The 20294-nt window shown below is 60.1% G+C and carries 18 protein-coding genes; 4 read left to right on the forward strand and 14 right to left on the reverse strand.

The genetic code is table 11. From position 1 onward, the window contains the following. Window positions 1-65: 65 nt before the first annotated feature. Together ACM6I5_RS05625 and ACM6I5_RS05630 are read left to right on the forward strand one after the other, a co-directional pair. The gene (locus ACM6I5_RS05625; protein ID WP_017335843.1) at window positions 66-596 is read left to right on the forward strand and encodes an NfeD family protein; all 531 of its coding nucleotides are present in this window, start codon (window positions 66-68) and stop codon (window positions 594-596) included. 2 nt (window positions 597-598) lie between these two features. Further along, window positions 599-1354, forward strand: a complete 756-nt coding sequence (locus ACM6I5_RS05630) for a slipin family protein (protein ID WP_008034707.1) — start codon at window positions 599-601, stop codon at window positions 1352-1354. Here ACM6I5_RS05630 and ACM6I5_RS05635 read toward each other — a convergent pair. The 9 genes from ACM6I5_RS05635 to ACM6I5_RS05675 form a co-directional block, all read right to left on the reverse strand. Then, window positions 1351-2199: a hypothetical protein gene (locus ACM6I5_RS05635; protein ID WP_414883359.1), complete on the reverse strand. Its 849-nt coding sequence runs from the start codon at window positions 2197-2199 to the stop codon at window positions 1351-1353. The genes ACM6I5_RS05630 and ACM6I5_RS05635 overlap by 4 nt on opposite strands. Before the next feature lie 84 nt (window positions 2200-2283). Next, window positions 2284-2901 (reverse strand): glycosyltransferase family 39 protein, encoded by a 618-nt coding sequence (locus ACM6I5_RS05640; protein WP_414883360.1) that lies wholly within the window; start codon window positions 2899-2901, stop codon window positions 2284-2286. A 39-nt stretch (window positions 2902-2940) separates the two neighbouring features. Continuing rightward, window positions 2941-3531 carry a hypothetical protein gene (locus ACM6I5_RS05645; protein ID WP_414883361.1) on the reverse strand — a complete coding sequence of 197 codons (591 nt, stop codon included), beginning with the start codon at window positions 3529-3531 and terminating at the stop codon, window positions 2941-2943. A 114-nt stretch (window positions 3532-3645) separates the two neighbouring features. Further along, complete coding sequence (locus ACM6I5_RS05650; protein ID WP_414883362.1) at window positions 3646-5208, reverse strand: efflux transporter outer membrane subunit; 1563 nt, start codon at window positions 5206-5208, stop codon at window positions 3646-3648. Further along, complete coding sequence (locus tag ACM6I5_RS05655) at window positions 5205-6269, reverse strand: HlyD family secretion protein (RefSeq protein ID WP_414883363.1); 1065 nt, start codon at window positions 6267-6269, stop codon at window positions 5205-5207. Before ACM6I5_RS05655 ends, ACM6I5_RS05650 begins: the two co-directional genes overlap by 4 nt. 26 nt (window positions 6270-6295) lie before the next feature. Continuing rightward, complete coding sequence (locus ACM6I5_RS05660; RefSeq protein WP_414883364.1) at window positions 6296-7831, reverse strand: MFS transporter; 1536 nt, start codon at window positions 7829-7831, stop codon at window positions 6296-6298. 131 nt (window positions 7832-7962) lie between these two features. Then, window positions 7963-8880 (reverse strand): LysR family transcriptional regulator, encoded by a 918-nt coding sequence (locus tag ACM6I5_RS05665; RefSeq protein WP_017335827.1) that lies wholly within the window; start codon window positions 8878-8880, stop codon window positions 7963-7965. Between the two features lie 76 nt (window positions 8881-8956). Then, window positions 8957-11503, reverse strand: coding sequence for an EAL domain-containing protein (locus ACM6I5_RS05670; RefSeq protein WP_414883365.1), 2547 nt, complete (start codon window positions 11501-11503; stop codon window positions 8957-8959). Window positions 11504-11593: 90 nt separating this feature from the next. Continuing rightward, window positions 11594-13222, reverse strand: a complete 1629-nt coding sequence (locus ACM6I5_RS05675; RefSeq protein WP_414879219.1) for a methyl-accepting chemotaxis protein — start codon at window positions 13220-13222, stop codon at window positions 11594-11596. Between the two features lie 222 nt (window positions 13223-13444). Here ACM6I5_RS05675 and ACM6I5_RS05680 point away from each other — a divergent pair, with 222 nt between their 5' ends. After that, complete coding sequence (locus tag ACM6I5_RS05680) at window positions 13445-13807, forward strand: helix-turn-helix domain-containing protein (RefSeq protein WP_238588308.1); 363 nt, start codon at window positions 13445-13447, stop codon at window positions 13805-13807. 167 nt (window positions 13808-13974) lie between these two features. Here the strand turns inward: ACM6I5_RS05680 and ACM6I5_RS05685 are convergent, their stop codons facing one another. The 4 genes from ACM6I5_RS05685 to ACM6I5_RS05700 are packed head-to-tail and all read right to left on the reverse strand — an operon-like array spanning window position 13975 to window position 17659. After that, complete coding sequence (locus ACM6I5_RS05685) at window positions 13975-14841, reverse strand: ABC transporter permease (RefSeq protein ID WP_414879220.1); 867 nt, start codon at window positions 14839-14841, stop codon at window positions 13975-13977. Window positions 14842-14861: 20 nt separating this feature from the next. Beyond that, window positions 14862-15722, reverse strand: a complete 861-nt coding sequence (locus ACM6I5_RS05690) for an ABC transporter ATP-binding protein (protein WP_414879221.1) — start codon at window positions 15720-15722, stop codon at window positions 14862-14864. 5 nt (window positions 15723-15727) lie between these two features. Next, window positions 15728-16753, reverse strand: a complete 1026-nt coding sequence (locus ACM6I5_RS05695) for an ABC transporter substrate-binding protein (RefSeq protein WP_414883366.1) — start codon at window positions 16751-16753, stop codon at window positions 15728-15730. An 18-nt stretch (window positions 16754-16771) separates the two neighbouring features. Beyond that, a complete protein-coding gene (locus tag ACM6I5_RS05700; RefSeq protein WP_017335820.1) occupies window positions 16772-17659 on the reverse strand; it encodes a TauD/TfdA dioxygenase family protein in 888 nt (295 codons plus the stop codon). A gap of 230 nt (window positions 17660-17889) precedes the next feature. Here ACM6I5_RS05700 and ACM6I5_RS05705 point away from each other — a divergent pair, with 230 nt between their 5' ends. Next, the gene (locus ACM6I5_RS05705) at window positions 17890-18255 is read left to right on the forward strand and encodes a hypothetical protein (RefSeq protein ID WP_017335819.1); all 366 of its coding nucleotides are present in this window, start codon (window positions 17890-17892) and stop codon (window positions 18253-18255) included. A gap of 84 nt (window positions 18256-18339) precedes the next feature. Here ACM6I5_RS05705 and lapD read toward each other — a convergent pair whose 3' ends face one another. Continuing rightward, window positions 18340-20286 carry a cyclic di-GMP receptor LapD gene (gene lapD, locus ACM6I5_RS05710; protein ID WP_414883367.1) on the reverse strand — a complete coding sequence of 649 codons (1947 nt, stop codon included), beginning with the start codon at window positions 20284-20286 and terminating at the stop codon, window positions 18340-18342. Window positions 20287-20294 lie beyond the last annotated feature (8 nt).

Genomic DNA, 20294 nt, shown 5'->3' on the forward strand with positions numbered 1-20294 from the left:
TCAATGGATGGGCGAGGCGCTCTCAGGTTCATCGCGAGCAGGCTCGCTCCTACAAGGAGGGTCAAGTGAACACGCGTAGCTGTGCAGTGGCGTTGCTGTTGGCCTTGAGCGGATCGGCGTTCGCGGCGGACACCCTCGTGCTGATCCCCAACCCCATCGGGATCTGGCTGATTGTGTTGGGCATCGCCTTTCTGATCGCCGAAGCGGCCTTGCCCAATTATGGCGTGATCGGGTTGGGCGGGATTGTGATGTTCGTCATCGGCGCGGTGATCCTGAGCAACACCGAGGTGCCTGTCCCGTTGATGATCGGCCTGGGCCTGATCAGCGCGTTGTTGCTGATATTCCTGGTGATCCGCGCCCTCAAAACCCGACCGCGCCAAACCGTCAGTGGCGATGCCGGGCTCGTGGGCAGCGTGGCGCCGATCATGTCGTTACAACCCGGCAATGCCTGCAACGGCTGGGTGCACCTGCAAGGAGAACAGTGGCAAGTCCTCAGCGCCACGCCACTGGAAACAGGGCAGCGGGTCCGGGTGGTGGCGCGCAAGGGATTACTGCTGCAAGTGGCCGCGGCTGACGCGGCGCCGGGTGGAGAATAGCCATGGGCCTGCAACTGGGTTTTGCCGCGCTGCTGCTGTTGGTCATTGCGCTGGCGGGATCGACCTTTCGCATCCTGCGCGAATACGAGCGCGGGGTGGTGTTCCAGCTCGGCCGTTTCTGGCAAGTCAAAGGTCCCGGCCTGATCCTGCTGATTCCCGTGGTGCAGCAAATGGTTCGCGTCGATTTGCGTACCGTGGTGCTCGATGTGCCGCCGCAAGACGTGATCACCCGCGACAACGTCTCGGTCAAGGTCAATGCGGTGCTGTACTTCCGCGTGCTCGATCCGCAGAAGGCAATTATCCAGGTCGAAGATTTCCTCATGGCCACCAGTCAGCTGGCCCAGACCACCTTGCGCGCGGTGCTCGGCAAACACGAACTCGATGAGCTGCTGGCCGAGCGCGAACGGCTGAACATCGATATCCAGCAAGTGCTCGATGCCCAGACCGACGCCTGGGGCATCAAGGTCGCCAACGTCGAGATCAAGCACGTGGACCTCAACGAATCGATGGTCCGCGCCATCGCCAAACAGGCTGAAGCCGAGCGGGAGCGCCGGGCCAAGGTCATCCACGCCGAAGGTGAACTGCAGGCTTCGGAAAAGCTCATGCAGGCCGCCGAAATGCTCGGCCGCCAGCCGGGCGCCATGCAACTGCGCTACATGCAGACCCTGAGTTCGATTGCAGGGGACAAGAGTTCGACCATCGTCTTTCCACTGCCGATTGAATTGCTCAAGGGCATGGCGGATTTGTCGAAACCTTAAGGACAACCCTCGTCCGGACAGATCGCGTACAGCCGCGCCAGCGTGTCGTCGACTTTCAGCTCATCGATGGCTTTCCAGCCACTGGGTACCGGCGCGAAATCATAAGGTGCTTCGCTGCTGCTGATCAGCCAGACACGCCCGGTGCCACGCGGTAAGTCCGTCAGTGTATCGAGGTAGGTTTTTTCGCCGCTGTCCTCTACCAACGTGCCAAATCCGTATGCATTGGGGCGACCCGAACGTCCGTCGGGCTGCGGCGGCGTGTAAAGCATCGGCGCAGCAGCCGTGCGGTTGTAATAGACGTAACTGAAGTACCAGAACAGATCGCTGACCACGATGCGATCACCGGCGACGTACTGCTGGTTCACGTAGTCGACCATTCGATCGATTCGATCCGGAGCGGTGGTGTAAATATTCTTCAGTCCGACACCTTGCACGCCGATTACCAGCAGCAACCCCGCCAGCGCCCACACCCGGTAGTGCTCGGCGAGCCGATCAAGCGCTATGGCCAGAATGATCGGCAAGCCCAGCGCCGCAAACATCAGGTAACGATCCACCAACAGCGGGGTCGCCAGCGAAGCCAGCGCAATCACCAGCAACGGGACGAGCGTGTACGCCGCAATCAGTGCGTTGAATCGGTATTCGCTGCGGTCCGCTCGAAGGATCAACATCGTCACCAGCCCCACCACCAGCGGCAACAGAACAAAGACTAGCCCCGGGAGCCCAAGGCCTTCGTCATAGGTCAGAAATTGCCAGAGGACCGACGGCATCGACGTGAGGGTTTCCGGCTCGATCCAGCCCACATCCCCGCCGAGCTTGAGTTGCTCCAGGTGCTGCAGTTGATCCACCAGACTGGGAATCCACGGCAAATAGAGCGCGACGATGGCGACGTTGGCCAGCCACCACGCCGGGCGCGTGATCAGTTTGTTGCCCTAGCCGCTTAGCCGAAGCACCAGCAGGTACGCCCAATGCGACATAACGCACAGCGCCGTGAAGTAATGGGTGTAGAAGCTGGCCGTCATCAGCACGGCATAGATAACCAGATAACGATGACGCTGCGGATGCTTGACCCAAAGTACCAGGGCAATGGTCGCCCCGACCAGCCAAAAGCCCATCAGCGAATACATCCGCACTTCCTGGCTGTAACGCACGGCAATCGGCAGCAACGCCACCAGCACTCCGGCCAACACCGCCGCACGCCGCGTTGCGATCAGGCGCACCAGCCAGATCACCAGTGCGACGGTGCCCAGCGCGGGCACAACGCTCATGAATCGGATCGAAAAGAGGCTGTTACCAAACAGGCTCATCCAGCCGTGCAGCAACAGGTAATACAGCGGCGGGTGTACATCGTGAGCGGTGTGAAACCAAGTCAGCGCGGGTGAATATTGGCTCAGCAGCAGGCTGGAGCCTTCATCGCACCAGATGGCCGAGTCAGTGAGGCCATAGAGCCGAACGACGGCGGCGAGGATCAGGATCGGCAACAACCCGCATTCGCGAGCCGACCGGAGCCATCGCTGCCCCATCGAGTTGACCTGCCCCACAGCAGCCATCCGCCCTTGTCCACGAGGTTCACACATTCACAGGGAGTTTCACGGGGTTGCACCCTCTAACGGTCCGCCCTGCACAAGAAAATAGAAGGTGAGTATCACCAACCCCCACCAGCTCAATCCCAGACCTACCCAGATACCGTTAGCGAACGTCAGCGTCGAGTTAACCGGCTCTTCAACACCATACTCCGAGAAATTGATTGCCGCTTGCACGCGCATGAGGCAACAGGTCAGCAAGAGCAAAACCAATAGAAACAAAGCGAAGCTGACGTGCGCATCCAGAACCCATACCCGCGTTGCACCCACACACGCTGTCAGGATCACAGCCACCGCCAGGCTGCGTGGATACCAGCGGTATTGTCGGCCTGAAGCGAGTATTCGTCGGTCGACTTTCATGAAGAGCGAGTACACAAAAAAAACACCCATGACTGTGCGTACCAATGGCAGAACCTTATTGCCGGTGGCAGCACGGTAAAGCCTCCAGTTTTTATAGGTCCAATAGGTCCAGTACAAACCGAATGTCGAGACAAACAGCAGCGCAAACTTGCTTTGGCCAACGACATAAAAGGCTGGACGCTTTGGCGATGTTTCCAGCAGTTCGACTGAAAAGGGCTTACCGGAACTGGCGATCATAGAATTGCGCAACCTTGCTCAAGGAATTCGCGAAAATGCTAACGCTCGAATGCCCTGGACAATGCCCACACAAAAAAAACAGGACGATTCCTACTTTCAGGCTCCCGATTTCACTCAGCGCTGCACCGCCACCGGATACACCGACTCCCACCCTCCACCCAACGCCTTGTACAACCCGACCATCGCCAGCGACACGCCGGTCGAACTCTCGACCCATTGCTGCTGGGTCGCCAGCAATTCGCCTTGCACGGTGAGGACGTTGACGAAATCCACCACCCCTTCCACATACTGTTGTTGCGCGGTGCGCAGGGCGATCCGGTTTTGGCCTACGGCTTCGGCGAGGCTGTCGCGGCGCAGTTGGCTGGCGTTGTAGGCAGTCAGTTGGTCGTCGATTTCATGCCAGGCCCGCAGCACGGTTTGCTGGTAGGCGATGGCGGCTTCCTGTTGCTGGGCTTCGCGCAAGTTCAGCACGCCGCGCAGGCGACCGCCATCGAACAGCGGCAGACTGAATTGCGGGCCGATGCCAAACGCGCGCGAGCCCCAGGAGCCGAAATCACCCAATTGCATCGCTTGGGAGCCGACGTTGCCCGACAGGGTGATACGCGGATAGAAATCCCCCTTGGCCACCCCAATGTTCGCCGTGGCGGCATGCAGGCGAGCTTCGGCCTGGCGAATGTCCGGGCGACGTTCGGCCAGTTGCGACGGCAGGCCGATGGCGACCTGGCGCGGGGTCTGTGGCACGGGCGCGTCTGTGGATAACTCGGCATGCAGCGCCTGGGGCGGTTCGCCCATCAACAGGCTCAGGGCATTGATCAATTGCGACTGACGCTGCTCCAGCGCCGGCAGGCGCGATTCGATGGCCGCGACTTGTGCGGCGGCTTCGGCGACATCGAGGTCGGTGGCGACACCGTCGGCCAGGCGCAGCTGCGACAGCTTCAGGCTGTGGCGGGCGACGTCGAGGTTCTCTTCCGTGACGGCACGCGTACTTTGCACGCCGCGTAGCTGAATGTAGTCCTGGGCAGTCTCGGCAAGGACCGACAGCAACACGCCGCGCCGGTCGTTTTCCGCGACGTCCAGCGTGGCATCCGCCGCTTCGGTTTCGCGGCGCACCCGCCCCCAGAAATCCAGTTCCCAGGACGCCGAAAAGCCGGCATCCCACAGATTGAACGCCGAATGGCCATTGTTACCCGACGGATCGCTCAGGCCTTCACCGCTGTTGCGCTTACGCCCGTAGCTGCCCGTGGCGGCGGTGTTGGGGTAGCGATCCGCGGTGACCACCTGGCGCGCGGCGCGACTTTGCTGCAGGCGGCTGCTGGCGAGTTTCAGGTCAAGGTTATCCGTCAGGGCACGCTGGGTCAGGGCCGAGAGTTTCGGGTCGTGGAAGACTTCCCACCAGCGTTCGTCCATGGTGTCGGCGACGGCTTGGCTGGCGGCGGCTTTTTGTGGTTTGGACCATTCGCTGATTTGGGGTGCCTGCGGTTTCTGAAAGTCCGGGCCGACAGTGCAGGCACTCAGGGTCAGGAGGCTCAGCACCAACGCTACTGAATAAACACCGACCTTGGGGCGAGGGAGCTTGCTCCCGCTGGGCCGCGAAGCGGACTCAAAATTGGCGAGTGCTGCGCACTCGAGCGGGAGCAAGCTCCCTCGCCACAAAGGGACGCGATTGACGAAGTTCATCGCTGTGCAACCTCATGCTCACCGATATCAGCGGTATCAATACTCGCCTCCACTGACATCCCCACACGCAGCCGTTCGGCCAGCACTTGCCCCGGATCCAGAACGATTTTCACCGGAATCCGCTGCACAACCTTGGTGAAGTTACCGGTCGCGTTGTCCGGCTTGATCGAAGCGAAAGTCACGCCAGTCGCCGGGGCAATGCTCTCGACGCGACCGCGCAACGCTTCACCGCCAAGGCTGTCGACGCGCACCTGCACGGCTTGCCCCGGTTGCACGTCGGTCAGTTGGGTCTCCTGAAAATTGGCGACCACATACGCCTGCGTCAGCGGCACCACCGCCAGCAACTTGCTCCCCGGTGTCACGTAAGCCCCGACCCGCACGGCGCGCTCGCCGACCATACCGTCCTGCGGCGCGACGATACGCGTATAGGACAGCTCGTAGCTGGCCATTTCCAGCGCCGCTTGCGCACGTTTCAACCCACCGTCGGCCGCATCGCGCTGGGCGGTGAGGATGTCCACCTGCTTGCGTTCCGCCGCCAACACCGCCGTCGCATTGGCCAACCGGGCGCGGGCCTGATCGATACGCGTGCGGGCTTGCTGAGCGTTCTGCACCGTACCCGCGCCAACGCCGGCGAGGTGGTTGTAGCGGTTCAATTCATGTTCAGCGAACGCCATTTCCGCCTTGGCCGACACCACCGTGGCTTGCGCCTGGGCGATCACCGATGTCTGGCGCTCAAGGGTTGCGCGAGCGTTTTGCAGTTGCGCCCGCGCCACCAGCGTTTCGGCGTCGGCAGCCTGAGCGGCAGCGCGTAAATCCCGGTCATCGATCAGCGCCAGCAATTGCCCGGCCTTGACCTGCTGATTGTCTTCCACCAGCACTTCCTTGATGAACCCGGCGACGCGGGGCACCACGAGGGTGAAGTCCGCGGAGACAAACGCGTCATTGGTGTTCTGTTGCGTGCGCTTGCCAAACACTCCCGGCGCCAGCAAATAAACCAGCACGCCGACCGCCATCAGGGTGGCGACGCCCACGGCCACTTTTTTCGTTGCTTGAGTCGTCATAAAAACCTTCTGTTTCAGTGGAGCATTCAAGTCGGCGCACGCGGCGGATAGATCCGCGTCGGCAGCCAGAAAATCAGCAGGATCAGCGCCAGGGCGACGCCGCTCATGCACAGATAAAGATCCGATGCCGTCAGCACCACCGCCTGTTCATGCAACCGATGGGCAAGGCCCACGCTGTCGCTGTCGGCCAGCGGCGAGTTGCCCAGGCGGTCCACCAACATGGTCGAATGAAAGTGCAGCCGCGACGTGGTCAGCGCGTCGATCATTCCCGTGGCGATCACCGCCGACAGGCCTTTCACGGTGTTGAACCAGGCCGACGCGAACGGCCCTTCCATCGGGCTGATGCTGCCGGTCGAGAGCATCAACAATGGCAACACCGCCATGGGCTGCCCGAAGATCTGCAGCAGTTGCAGGACGTAGAAATCGTCGCGAATCCACACCGACGTCAGCTGCGAACCCCCCATGCACGACAGCGCCAGCATGCTCAGGCCGATTCCCAGTACCCAGCGGCAATCGACCCAGCGCAGGTTGCACAGCGCCGCCACCAACGGCAGCGCAAGCAACTGTGGCAGGGCCGCCAGCAACATGATCGGCGCAGTCTGCACCGGGCGATAACCCTGAACCTGCGCGAGGTAACTGGACGGAATGATGATCACCGCCAGCAAGATCACCAGCACGCCGGCCAGGGTCAGCAAGGCGAACGACAGGTTGCGGATGCCGAGCATCTGCATCTTGAAAAACGGGATCGGCTGCGACCATTCGTTGATCAGGAACAGCACCAGCAATAGCAGCCCGCCCCCGAGCAAGCCGCAGATCAGGCTCGACTCGAACCAGTCCAGCCGGTTGCCCTGCAGGATGCCGATGACCAGCATGCCGATCGCCGGAAAACCCAATAACAACCCGCGCCAGTTGAATTGCTTGAAACGTTCCAGGCGCAACGGATCCTGAGGCAAGCCGTAGGCCACTGCGGCCATGGCGATCAGGCACGGCGCGATGATTTGCCAGAAGGTCCATTGCCAGCCGACATGCTCGGTCCACAACCCGGCCAGCGGTGTGCCGAGCCCGGGGCCGAACGTCGCCGTCAGGGCATAACCGGCCAGGCCGTAGAGCTTCACGTTGGCCGGCAAGAAGCGCAGGGCGACGGTCATCAGCATCGGCGGCAATGCACCGCCCGCCAGGCCTTGCACAGTGCGCATCACCAGCAGGCTTTCGTAGTTAGGAGCGAAGGGGCACAGCACGCCCAACAAGGTGAACACGCTGATCGCACAGAGGGTGAAGCGCCGCAGCGAGAACGTCACCGCACACCACGGTGCAAATGCCATCGCCGCCACCGAGGTCGCGGTGTAACTGGCCACCAGCCAGGTACCTTCGTCATAACCGATGGCCAATGCGCCGCGGATGTCGGCGAGGGCGACCTTGGTCACCATTTCGTTGAGGCCCGACACCAGCACCGCCAGCAACACGCCCACCAGACCGATGATGATCCGCGGGCCGAAGACCGGTGGCGTCATGGCGGAGTGGCTGGCCGCGGCGGGAGGTGCCGGGGCCGTCAGGGAAGTCATGGACTGCAAGCTCCGGGATTTGAATACCGAAGCATTTTAGGAAGCGTGGAAGCTGACGAAAATCAACTTATTGGCAGGTTATAAGTGCGCTCCACGCAACTGTCAGATCGAAGGCTGCGATCTTTCGATCTTCAAGGTTGCGCGGCCAGCCACGTCTCGTCGCAACAGGACTTGAGCGTTTCACGCATCCAGCGATGCGCCGGGTCTTTGTCGAAGCGCGGGTGCCAGGCCTGGGTCAGCATGAGGGTCGGCAACGGGATCGGCAGGGTAAACGAACGCAATTTCAGCCCCAGGCGTCGCACGCTCAGCAGCGCTTCCTTGGGCACCGGCAGAATCAGATCCGAATCAGGCAACGCAAACATCGCGGCATGGAAACTCGGCGCAATCACCGCCACCCGTCGTTCCAGGCCCAATGCGTTAAGCGCCGTATCAATCGGCCCGCGAGCGATGCCGCGACGAGACATGCTGATGTGAGAAAACCCGGCATAACGTTCGGCGGTGATCTCTTCATCAAACAACGGGTGATCGTCGCGCACCAGGCCGACAAAGTGCGTGGAGAACAGGGTCTGCACCTTCACTTCCGGCATTAGCGGCCGGTTGTTGCTGACGCTCAAATCGATGCGTCCCTCACGCAACGCTTCGTCATCCCCATCGCCCTCCGGGACAAAGCGCAGTTCGCAATGCGGCGCCTGGCGCTCCATCGTGTCGAAGAGCTTGCCGCCATACACGCCTACAAAGAAATCGTTGGCGCGAATGCTGAAGCGTCGACGCAAGCTGCCCAGCTCCACGTCGTCGGCAGATCGGAACAGCAGCGCGGCCTGCTCAACCAGATCCCGCACCTGCTCACGCAACGCCAGTGCCTTGGGCGTCGGCACCAGGCCACGACCGGCGCGCACCAGAATCGGATCGCCGATGGCTTCGCGAATGCGTGTGAGCGTGCGGCTCATGGCCGCCGGGCTGAGGTTCATCCGCCGCGCGGCACCCACCACGCTGCCTTCGTCGAGCAAAGCATCGAGGGCGACCAGAAGATTCATGTCCGGGAGTTGCATGCTGAACACTCGTGGCTGATCTGGATTGATTCAGACGCAATGCTAGCAGCTTGAATGAGCGCGCCGAAGGCCACCCTTATTCGCGATACGAGCGATCCTCAAGCCAAAACCTCAACCCCGATGCCGAGAGCGGCCTTGAAATAAGGTAGCCCTGGCCGACGTGATAGCCCTGCGCCTGCAGGATGCGTTGCTGGCCCAGCGTTTCAATACCTTCGGCCACCACGCGTAATTTCAGGCTCTCACCAATACGGATTACCGCTTCGCTCAGGGCCTGACTAGTGATGTCATCTTCCAGGTCATGAACAAAGCTGCGATCGAGCTTGAGTTCCTGGATAGGAATTCGACGCAGATAGCTGAGGCTCGAATAACCCGTACCGAAGTCATCCATGGCCAGGCGGATCCCCAGGGCGTGCACCTCGTTGATCGTGGTCAGGGTGTCGGGATTGCTATCCATCAGGACGTTTTCGGTAATTTCCAGAGTCAGGTCGGAAGTGGTCAGTTGCTGCTCGGCGAGGATCCCGGTCAGAATCCCGGGCAATCCCCGATTATGGAAATTGGTGGGCGACAGATTGACGGATATGGCGGGCACCTCAAGCCCTTCGCGACGCCAGGTGGCCAGTTGGCGGCAGGCTTCACGCAGGGCCCATTGGCCAAGCTCGACAATCAAGCCGCACTCCTCGGCGAGTGGAATAAAGCAGCCGGGCGAGATATCGCCCAATTGTGGATGCCTCCAGCGAGCCAAGGCCTCCACGCCGTAAAGATCATTACCCTGCAGATTGATTTGCGGCTGATAGACCAGGTGCAACAGATGTTGATCAATGGCTTCACGCAATGCGGCCTCAAGGTTCAAGCGTGCGCGCGCCAACTGATCAAGACCTTGGCTGAAGAAGCTGACACACCCACGCCCGCTGGTCTTGGCTTGATACATGGCCATGTCGGCGCGATGCAGCAAGGTCTCCATGGAACGGCCATCGTCAGGAAACAGGCTGACACCGATGCTTGCCGAAGGTTTGAGCGTCACACCCGCAATCTCGCAGGGCGCGCACAGTTCATACCTCAAATGCTCGATCACTACCTGCGCCTGCGCCAGTGCGCACTGGGGCAACACCACGACAAACTCATCACCCGATAACCTGCTCACGATGTCGACGTTGCGCCGACACTTGCCCAGGCGCCGGGCGATCATTCGCAGAAACTCATCACCGGCCGGATGCCCCAGCGAGTCATTGACCTGCTTGAAACGGTCCAGGTCAATAAACAGGACGGTGAGCGGCGTGTCGTCGCGTGAGGCTTCGGCGATGGCCTGGTCCGCGCGGGCGTTAAGCAGGTTGCGGTTGGGCAGACCGGTCAAGTCGTCATAAAAAGCCAGTTGACGGATATGCGCACGTGATTCCTCGCGCTCAAGGGCCAATGCACACAAGTAAATACTGGCGCTGATCAATTGCTGATGCAGCAACGAAGGCTCACGGGGCTCGTGATAGTAAAACGCAAAAGTACCTAACACCCGGCCCGAGCTGGATTTGATCGGCGTCGACCAACAGGCCCTGAGGCCCAAGGGCAACGCCAAATCACGAAAACGGACCCAGAACGGATGACTGGCAATGTCACGGACCATCACCGCCGTGCCGCTGAACGCAGCTGCGCCGCAAGAGCCGACGCCCGGTCCGATTGCCACATCATCCAACGCCGCACAGTAGCTGGCCGGCAGGTCGGGAGCCGCCAGGGTACGCAACCGCCCGCTATCGTCGACGCTCAAAATCGAGGCGACCACTTCCGGCGCGACCCTCTGGACCTCATTGCATACCAGGCCCATCAACGACTCAATCGACTCCTCCTGCACCATCGCCTCAAGCATCTTGTGACGCAGGATCTCCGGCATTCGAGAGTGAGTGACGTCGATCATCACGCTGACGGTATTGACCAGGTTACCGTGCTCGTCACAGACCGGGTAAATCGTGACATCGCACCAAACCCGGCGCCCCTCGCGCAGGTAGCCGACAGCCTGCGAGTGGTAGACCTCGCCACGCATTACCTGCCCGTTGATGGCGGCAATGGTCTGCGGATCAAAATCCGGCGCGATCACGCTATCGAGCGTGCGTCCGCGGACCTGATCGAGGTCGTACCCGAACATCCGGGTGAATCCACCGTTGGCGTACACCATGCTCCATTGACCGTCGGTGATGATGATGGCGTTTTCCGTGGTGTCGACCACCAGCGACAGCAGTTGCAGGCGTTCGTGCTCCTTGTGTTGACGGGTTATGTCCTTGACGACTGCAACATAGAACAGCTGCCCTGAAGCGTTGACTCTGGAGATGGACATGGCTCCCCAGCGGTGATCACCGTCCGGCCGTTCAATCAATACGTCTCGACTGCTACCGACAATCCTGTTGATGCCGCTCCGTCTGTTGGCGTCAATGTAACTGTCGTGATCAGCCCGGATCATGTCCGGCACCAGCAAGCGGACGTTCTGTCCGAGCACCTGATCGCGGTCATTGCCCCATAGGCTCTCTGCGGCATCATTGAACAAAATGACCCGATTCTGGCTGTCGATGACCACAACGCTATCAATGGATTGCGCGAGTGCCTGGGTAAAGATGGGTGAAAAATCCTGAACATCCGACATGCCGATGACTCACTGATAACGCTTTAACGTACAAGGCTCCATGCTGCGTCAGGTTTGCCGAGCCAACCGGTCTTCCAGAATTCCCCGGCGTCAGGTCTTGAAGTGCCGCACCATCGAGCTCAGTTCGGAGGCCAGGCGAGACAATTCGCTGCTGGCCAAACTCGTCTGATGCGCGCCGTCAGCTGCATGGGTCGACAATTCACGAATATTCAACAGATTGCGATCCACTTCATGGGCAACCTTGGCCTGCTCCTCGGTGGCGCTGGCGATCACCAGGTTGCGTTCGGTGATCTCGTGTACTGCGGCAAAGATCGCCTCAAGCGCCTGACCGGCAGCTTCCGTCGCCTGCAACGAACTACTGGCCCTCAAGGTACTGGCGTCCATGGCGTTGACGGCCTGGTGAGTGCCACTCTGGATTCCGGCAATCATCTGTTCGATTTCCCGGGTCGACTCCTGAGTGCGATAAGCCAGGGTCCGCACCTCGTCTGCGACTACTGCAAACCCGCGCCCCGCTTCACCGGCTCGCGCAGCTTCAATAGCGGCATTGAGCGCCAGCAAATTGGTCTGGTCAGAAATACTGCGAATCACCTCCAGTACCTTGCCGATGTCGCGAGTCTGGGTGGCCAGATCCTGTACCAAGGCGGAGCTGGTGCTGATCTCCCGGCTCATGGCATCCACCTCCTCGAGCGTGGTTTGCACCTGCCGACGACTTTGGCCCGCCAATTGATTGGTCGCGTTGGAGGCCTCTGATGTGGACACTGCGTTTCTCGCGACTTCTTCGACTGCCGCCGTCATCTCGGTGACGGCGGTGACCGCTTGTTCGAGCTCGTTGTGCTGCTGATTCAGGCCGTGATTGCTTTCCACCGTGACCCGGCTCAATTGCTCGGCAGAACTGGCCAATTGATGGGCGTAATGGCTGATCTGCTCGATGGTCTGACGCTGGCTGATCTGCATCTGCTGCAACCCCAAAAATAGCTGGCCGATCTCATTGCTCGACTGCACATCGATCGGATGTCGCAAATCCCCCGAGGCGATTTCCTCGAAATGCTGCCTTGCCTCGCGCAATGGGCGCAGCACGCGGCTGGCGATAAACCACCAGCAACCGGCCACCAGCAACCCGGCGATCACAAACAGAATCACCGCCTGAGCCTGGGCCATGCTGTAGCGGGAATGGGCTTGATCCATGATTGCGGCGGTTTGCACATCGAGCTGCTTTTCGAAGCCGACCAAAGCCATGTCAAACCGGTCGTTAGCCGTCCGCGCCTTGAGATTGACCTCAATGTAACGCGCTTCCGATCCTTGGCTCAGCGCCTGCATCTGCTCCTCCAGGGTATCGCGATACACCGCAAAAGCCTGCTGCAACTCATCGCTCTGAAGGGTCGAACCGCTGCTCTTCTCTTGCGCAGCAAACGTGTCGAAGTAATCGATGGCTTCCTGAAACAGGGTCGTCGCCCGCTGCAGACTGGCCTGGGCCTTGACGGTATCGCCCGTGCGCGTTTCAAGGAATGCCCCCGCCATGCCCACGCGGGAACGCAATAGACGCAAGTAGGCCAGGTGCACCCGACTGTTCTGGGTCACCCCGACCTGATGCAGGTCTTGGATCTGCTCATCGCTGCTCAGCGCGCTGCGCCAACTGGTCAACGAGGAAACCAGTAATGCACAGACGAACAATGCAAGCACCCAGAACATACCCGTTCGGATTTTCAGATGAGTCAGCATTTTGGACAGTTCTCAGTTGTACGGGCGGTCACCAGCCAAAAAGCCAGCATCAAATTACACCACATCCTATAGGGGCAATTTGATATGAATCAAACAAACAATGACGTAATACATCAATACCTTCGTCGTATAACATCATTCGCTTGAACGTAGTAAGTGCGCAAAATGTCACATAACTACGGAAAATTGACGCTGGAGGTCAAAATCATGAAGGAGCGCACAGTGACAGATCACGTGGGTGCCGCAATCGCAGCCCGCCGTAAAGCAAAGGGCCTGACTCAGGCTCATATTGCCGAAGCTATCGGCGTGGAAAAAGAGACGGTCAGCCGCATGGAAAATGGCGTGATTTCCCTGACCCTGACACGCCTGCAGCAAATGTCGGAAGTGCTCGATTGCTCGCTTAGCGATCTGGTGCGCACCAACGCCCATGACTCCCACAGCCAGTCCCAGAACATCAATGAGCTGATTCAGAGCCTGCCGGTCGGTGAGCGAGTGTTGGTGGTTAATTTCGTTGCTGAAATCGTCAAGGTGTTGAAATCCAGAGAGCCGGTTCAACACTATGATTCGAGCGCTGGCCGACGATAGAGACCCGCCAGGAGATCGGCTCCCTGGTGCGGCTCTATCACCGGTGGCGCCATTGACTCCTTGAATGAGTCACTTCACTCCGAGGTTTCTTCGATACGAAGTTCTTCCTGGTCATGCTGTTCAATGCTTGACGAGCCGTGAATAAAATAAGGGTGAGATGGACGCACCTAACGCTGCATCCCCCACCGCTTCACCGTCACCCGCTCCAGCGAATCAAACACCAGATTCTCTACCAGCAACCCAATCAAGATCACCACCGCCAACCCGGCAAACACCTTGTCGGTGTAAAGCTCATTACGATTCTGAAAGATGTACCAACCCAAACCACCCTTGCCACTGGTCGCACCAAACACCAGCTCAGCAGCGATCAGCGTGCGCCAGGCGAACGCCCAGCCGATTTTCAGCCCGGCGAGAATCGACGGCAACGCTGCCGGTATCAGGATGAACAGCACGAAGCGCATGCCCTTCAAACCGTAATTGCGCCCGGCCATGCGCAGGGTTTCCGAGACGCCGAGAAACCCGGCGTAGGTGTTCAACGCCAACGCCCACAGCACCGAATGCACCAGCACGAAAATCAGGCTGTTCTGCCCCAGCCCGAACCACAACAGCGCCAGCGGCAACAGCGCAATGGCCGGCAGCGGGTTGAACATCGACGTCAGCGTGCTCAGCAAATCGCGCCCGAACTGCGTCGACACCGCCAGCGTGGTCAGGGCAAACGCCAGGACGATGCCGATCAGGTAACCCTTGAGCAACACCACCAGCGAAATCCACACCTTGCCCAGCAATTCGCCGCTCAGCAGGCCGTCATACAACGCACTGGCGGTTTGCAAAAAACTCGGCAGCAGCAGGTCATTGTTCTGGATGCGCGCAACCACTTCCCACAGCACCGCCAGCAGAACCAGGATCAGGCTTTTGCGAATCCAGCCTTGTTGCCACAGGCGTTGGCCAAGGGGCAACTCACGCTCCAGCGGTACACTGGTCAGCGGCTGCAAAACGGTTTCAAATTCTTCACGCGCAGATGATAACTGGCTCATCGGGCACTCCTCTCAATGGCTCAGTAAGCGATGCGAATATCGGAAAAATCCAGCTCGCGCGCGGTTTCCGGCGACTGGCCTTCATCGAACAACAACCGATGAATCCGTCGCGCCGACGCCTGAAAATCCACGCCACCGAGGCTGTGCAAATCGTATTGATGGCTGTGGACTTGCGCCCGGACCCGGCCGGGATGCGGCGACAGCAACAGGATCCGATTGCCCACCACCAGTGCTTCTTCGATGGAGTGCGTGACGAACAGAAGGGTGAAGCGCACCTCTTCCCAGAGCAGCAGCAATTCTTCCTGCATCTTGCGGCGGGTCAGCGCATCGAGCGCGGCGAAGGGTTCGTCCATCAGGAGGATTTTCGGCTGCATCGCCAACGCCCGGGCAATCGCCACGCGCGCCTTCATGCCGCCGGACAAGGTGTGCGGATACGCATCGGCGAACGCGGCCAGCCCAACCTTGTCGAGATAATGCAGCGCCCGTTCTTCGGCCTCTTTGCGCTTGAGGGTTTTCGACGCCAACAGTGGAAACATCACGTTCTGTTTGACGGTTTTCCACGGCGGCAGTTGATCGAACTCCTGGAACACCACGATCCGGTCCGGCCCCGGCGCGTTGACCGTTTGCCCTTGCAGACGAATCTCGCCTTCAACGGGCTGGATGAACCCGGCAACCGCCTTGAGCAAGGTCGACTTGCCGCAACCGGACGGCCCGAGCAGCACAAAGCGGTCCGCCGGATCGATGTCAAAACTGACTTGATGGGTCGCTCGAACCACACGCTGTGGCGTGCGGTATTCAAGGCTGACGTTGTCGACCGACAGCAACGCCTGGGCTGTGGCGTTCGGTTTGCTGACCGTGTGGTCTTGCAAAGGGGCATTCATGACGATCAGCTCCCTTGCAGCGGTTTGGCGTCCTGGAAGAAGTAATCCTTCCACGAATCCGGTTTGTTTTTAATCGCGCCGACGCGGTACAGGAACTCGGCCAGTGGATACGTATTTTTCGGCGTGACGCTGAATTCGAACTGCGGGTTGTCGATGATTTTCAGCAGCGCAGCCCGATCGATTTTCGCCTTGGTCACACGGATGTACGTATCGGCGGCGGCGCCTTTATCGTTCTGGGCAAACTGCGCGGCTTCGGTCAGCGCCTCAACGAACGCCTTGTAGGTTTTCGGGTTCTCGTTGCGGAATTTCTCGGTGGCGAACAGCACTGTCGGCGAGTTCGGGCCGAGCAGGTCATAAGTGTTCAGCACCACATGCACGTTCGGGTTGGCCAGCGCCTGATCCTGGAACGGAGGGTTGGAAAAGTGCCCGGTCAGCTCGGTGCCGCCGGCAATCAGCGCCGCCGTGGCATCGGGGTGCGGAACAGCGATGGTGTACTTGTCGAGGCGATTGAATTCCTTGTCGCCCCACTGCTTGGCGGCTGCGTATTGCAGGAAGCGCGACTGCACCGACACGCCCACCGCCGGCACCGCGATGCGATCCTGCTCAGTGAAGTCGGCGATGGTTTTGACCTTGGGATTGTTGCTTACCAGGTAGTACGGGAAGTTGCCGAGGGAAGCCACGGCCTTGACGTTCTGCTTGCCGTGGGTGCGATCCCAGATGGTCAGCAGCGGACCGACGCCCGCGCCGGCAATGTCGATGGAGCCGGAAAGCAACGCATCGTTGACCGCCGCGCCGCCAGACAGCTGAGTCCAGTCGACCTTGATGTCGATGCCTTCCTGCTTGCCGTATTTTTCGATCAGGTTCTGATCGCGCACCACGTTGAGCAATAGATAAACGATGCCGAACTGCTCGGCAATGCGGATTTCACCTTCAGCGTGGGCCACGGTCGGCGCCACCAGGCTGCCGGCGAAGAGGCTGAAACCCAGGCCGATGGCCGCAACCAGCGGTGCAAAGGGAAGACGTTTGGACATGATTCAATCTCCGACAAATCAGAAAGGCGCGTCGCCCTGAATGGTGGTGCGATACAACTTGCGGCGCAGATGACTCGGGCATCCGGCGGCGAGGTGAATCAGCGAGCGGTTGTCCCAGAACACCAGGTCGTGGGGCTGCCATTGATGGCGGTAGATGTTGTGCGGCAATACGCTGTGGGCGTAGAGCTCGTCGAGCAGTTGCTTGCTCTCGTCGTCCGGCAAACCAACGATGCGGGTGGTGAAACCCTCGCTGACGAACAACGCCTTGCGACCGTTTTCCGGATGCGTGCGTACGATCGGGTGGACGACTTCGGCGACCTGAGCCAGCTGCTCCGGCGTCAGCGTCGGGCGCCAATTGCCTTCGAATTTGGTTTCGCTGTAGCGCGCGGTGTACGAGTGAGCCGCCGAGCGACCTTCGACCGCTTTGCGCAGTGCGTCGGGCAGGTTTTCCCAGGCTTTATGCATGTCCGAAAACAAGGTGTCGCCGCCTTCGGACGGCAACTCCTGGGCGTGCAGCATCGAGCCCAGGCTGGGCAGTTCTTTATAGGACAGGTCGGAGTGCCAGAACTTGCCGGCGTCGCCGAGACCGATGGATTGGCCGTTCTCGATGATGTTGGAAACGATGAGGATTTCCGGGTGCCCGGCCAGCAGGAACTGCTTGAGCACATGGATCTGCAACACGCCGAAGCGGCGGCTGAAGTCGATTTGCTGTTCGGGGGTAATGCGTTGATCGCGGAACACCACGACATGATGATCAAGGTGCGCGCGGTGGATGCGGGCGAAGTCCTGATCATTGACCGGGCGAGACAAGTCGAGGCCGATGATTTCGGCACCGACGGCGCCACTGAACGGACGAATGTCGAAAATTTGCGGCGCGATGCTTTGAGTTGCAGAGACGACAGACATAAATCACTCCCACGCACGGCGCGCTCAAGGGCGCGCGCGTCGATCAGAAACTCACGGAGATCCCGTGTTGGTTTGTGTCGTGCGGCGCGCCGATTGGTCGGCAGGTACGCAGGGGACTGACTTTATAGGTATAAGAACGCGAATTTAAATACCATTAGCGAATAACCATATGGCTGATTTCGCCTATGCTGCTGACAGGATGAAGCCGCTCAACGCTTGAGGGACGCTCAATGCTCTACGTGCAACGCAATGCAGATGGCCAACTGATGCGCGTGGAAGCCGAGGCCTATGCCGAGTCCACCGAAAGCCTGCCCGCCGATCACCCGGATCTTCAGGCCTGGTTCGCCCGCGAAGTCGTGGCGATCAATCACAAGCAACTGCAGCAAATCAAACAACTCAAGCAGTTGAGGCAGAGCGACCTGGACATGATCCGGGTACTGGACGACCTGATCCAGGTGCTGACTGATAAGGGCGTAATGCGCATCACCGACCTGCCGGCCGCTGCACAGGCCAAGCTCATGGGCCGTTCCCAGGCCCGGGAGGAGTTGGGTGGGTTGAGTAATCTAGTGGATGAGGATGATTCGGGGTTGATCTAGCCCTCGCTGTCTTCATTGCCTGAACTGACGCTATCGCAGGCTTGCCCGCGTTAGCGTCGGTTCAGGCAAAGCAACTTCAGGACCTTAATCCCAAGGCTTGGGCTCCCCAAACAACCGCCCCTGCACGCCATAAACCCCCATCTCGCGAATCACCGACAACTCCCCTTCGGTCTCCACCCGTTCGGCAATCAACGGCAGATCAATGCTGTGCGCCGCCCGCTGAATCGCCTCGATAAACAGACGCTTGTCGCTCTCCTGATCAATCGCGCGGATGTAAACACCGTCGATCTTCAGATACGCCAACCCGAGCCGGGCCAGGTTGCCGATCATGCTGAAACGGCCACCAAAATGTTGCAGGCTCAACGAGAAGCCGATTTCTCGCAGGCGTCGCGTCAGGTCTTCCAGCTTCGCTTGCTCCGGCAGTTGCTCCTCGCCGATCTCCAGGGTCAGCCGCGGACCCAGACTGGAGTGCGCGCGCAACATATCCAGGACTTTGCCCAGCGCCTGCGGATTGTTCAGCGTCGCCGAAGACAGGTTCAGCGCCAGCGACGCTTCGTGGTCAACCATTTGTTCGAGCACTCGCTCCAGCATCAGGCGATCCAGCCGCGCAGCCCAGCCGAAACGCTCGAGCCACGGCAGGAACCGACCGGCAGGAATCGCCTGGCCCTGCTCGTCAATCAGGCGCGAAAGCACTTTGTAATGCAGCACCAGTGTCGTGTCCTGGCTCGCCACCACCGGCTGGAAATACAGTTCGAACCGCCGCTGATTCAGCGCCTCATCGAGCAAGCGGTGCCAGGCATGATGAGCATCGCCAAGGCTCGCAGCAGCCGTGTGATCCAGGCAGACCCACCTCGAATCACCCTGGCCTTCAGCCTGTGCCAACGCCTGATCCGCCAGTCCGAGCACTGCTTGCGGTGAGTCGCCATACATAAACGGCGCCAGCCCGATGTACGCCACAGCGGCCACATCGGTGGCGCCGGTCGCGTGCAGGCTCGCCAGGGCATTGTCGAGGTTTTGCGCCAGTTGCAACGCTTCGGCGTGCAACAGCCCCGGCGCCAGCACGGCGAATTCGCCACCGCGAATCCGCGTGACGAGGTTCAGTGTCTGCGGATACCTGGCGCACTCACGGGACAGCTGCTCGCTGACCGCGATCAGTAAATCATCCGTGTGTTGGCCACCGAGACGCTGATTCAACCCAGCGAGGTCCCTGACCCGCAGCAACAACAAATAGCCTGAACTGGCCTTTTCCGGATTGCTCACCTGGGCATTCAATTGCATTTCGAAATAGCGCCGGTTAGCCAACCCGGTCAACGTGTCCTGATAGGACTCCTCGCGCAATTTTTCACTGCGCTCGGCCTGTTCCTGAAACAACGCCTTGAGCTTCTCGACCATCTGGTTCATGGCCTGCACCACGCGACGCAATTCAGGCGTACGCGGCAGATTGGGCAGGCTGAGGAATTCCCGGCGGGCGATGGCGTGGGATTGCTGGACCATGTAATCCAGCGGCTTCAGTTGCCGGCGCAGCAGCAACGCACCCAGCACCGCACTCACCGCGCCGCACAGCAGCAGCCAGCCGAGGCTGCCCAAGGCGCTCTGCCAGAGTTTGGCCAACGCGAACATCGGGTGGCTGACCACTTCGACCCGCGCCGCCTGCTCCCAGCCACGGCTGACAATCGCATCGCCGCCCGCGGGTTCCAGACCGATCAGCTTGACGAACCAGTCCGGCACGTTGGTCACCGCCGGAATCCCGCTGCGCTCGACCAGGGTTTTGTCGTTGGACAAATCGACAACACGGATGCTCGCGTAATAACCGCTGTCGAAAATCGAGCTGACCAGCAGCTCGACCATCGCCGGGTCGTCGATGTTCGGCGTCAACGACAGCGCCAGCGCCGTCGCGGCGTCCTGCGCGTGGGAGCGCAACTGGTTGACGTACTGGGTGCGCGAGCTCTCGAGGCTGACCATGAAGCTGCCGGTGAAGGCGACCACCAGGAACAGACAGATTGCGATCAACAGCTGTTTGAACAAAGACATCTGAGCGC

This window comes from Pseudomonas sp. IT-P171, assembly GCF_949767765.1.
GTDB classification, from domain to species: Bacteria; Pseudomonadota; Gammaproteobacteria; order Pseudomonadales; family Pseudomonadaceae; genus Aquipseudomonas; species Aquipseudomonas fluorescens_B.

Bases quoted from the DNA above. Each gene is read 5' to 3' on its own strand.
- ACM6I5_RS05665 (WP_017335827.1), bottom strand. From the start codon at position 8,880: ATGCAACTCCCGGACATGAATCTTCTGGTCGCCCTCGATGCTTTGCTC.
- ACM6I5_RS05640 (WP_414883360.1), bottom strand. From the start codon at position 2,901: ATGGCTGCTGTGGGGCAGGTCAACTCGATGGGGCAGCGATGGCTCCGG.
- ACM6I5_RS05670 (WP_414883365.1), bottom strand. From the start codon at position 11,503: ATGTCGGATGTTCAGGATTTTTCACCCATCTTTACCCAGGCACTCGCG.
- ACM6I5_RS05690 (WP_414879221.1), bottom strand. From the start codon at position 15,722: ATGAATGCCCCTTTGCAAGACCACACGGTCAGCAAACCGAACGCCACA.
- lapD (WP_414883367.1), bottom strand. From the start codon at position 20,286: ATGTCTTTGTTCAAACAGCTGTTGATCGCAATCTGTCTGTTCCTGGTG.
- ACM6I5_RS05695 (WP_414883366.1), bottom strand. From the start codon at position 16,753: ATGTCCAAACGTCTTCCCTTTGCACCGCTGGTTGCGGCCATCGGCCTG.
- ACM6I5_RS05645 (WP_414883361.1), bottom strand. From the start codon at position 3,531: ATGATCGCCAGTTCCGGTAAGCCCTTTTCAGTCGAACTGCTGGAAACA.
- ACM6I5_RS05700 (WP_017335820.1), bottom strand. From the start codon at position 17,659: ATGTCTGTCGTCTCTGCAACTCAAAGCATCGCGCCGCAAATTTTCGAC.
- ACM6I5_RS05650 (WP_414883362.1), bottom strand. From the start codon at position 5,208: ATGAACTTCGTCAATCGCGTCCCTTTGTGGCGAGGGAGCTTGCTCCCG.
- ACM6I5_RS05630 (WP_008034707.1), top strand. From the start codon at position 599: ATGGGCCTGCAACTGGGTTTTGCCGCGCTGCTGCTGTTGGTCATTGCG.
- ACM6I5_RS05655 (WP_414883363.1), bottom strand. From the start codon at position 6,269: ATGACGACTCAAGCAACGAAAAAAGTGGCCGTGGGCGTCGCCACCCTG.
- ACM6I5_RS05675 (WP_414879219.1), bottom strand. From the start codon at position 13,222: ATGCTGACTCATCTGAAAATCCGAACGGGTATGTTCTGGGTGCTTGCA.
- ACM6I5_RS05660 (WP_414883364.1), bottom strand. From the start codon at position 7,831: ATGACTTCCCTGACGGCCCCGGCACCTCCCGCCGCGGCCAGCCACTCC.
- ACM6I5_RS05685 (WP_414879220.1), bottom strand. From the start codon at position 14,841: ATGAGCCAGTTATCATCTGCGCGTGAAGAATTTGAAACCGTTTTGCAG.
- ACM6I5_RS05705 (WP_017335819.1), top strand. From the start codon at position 17,890: ATGCTCTACGTGCAACGCAATGCAGATGGCCAACTGATGCGCGTGGAA.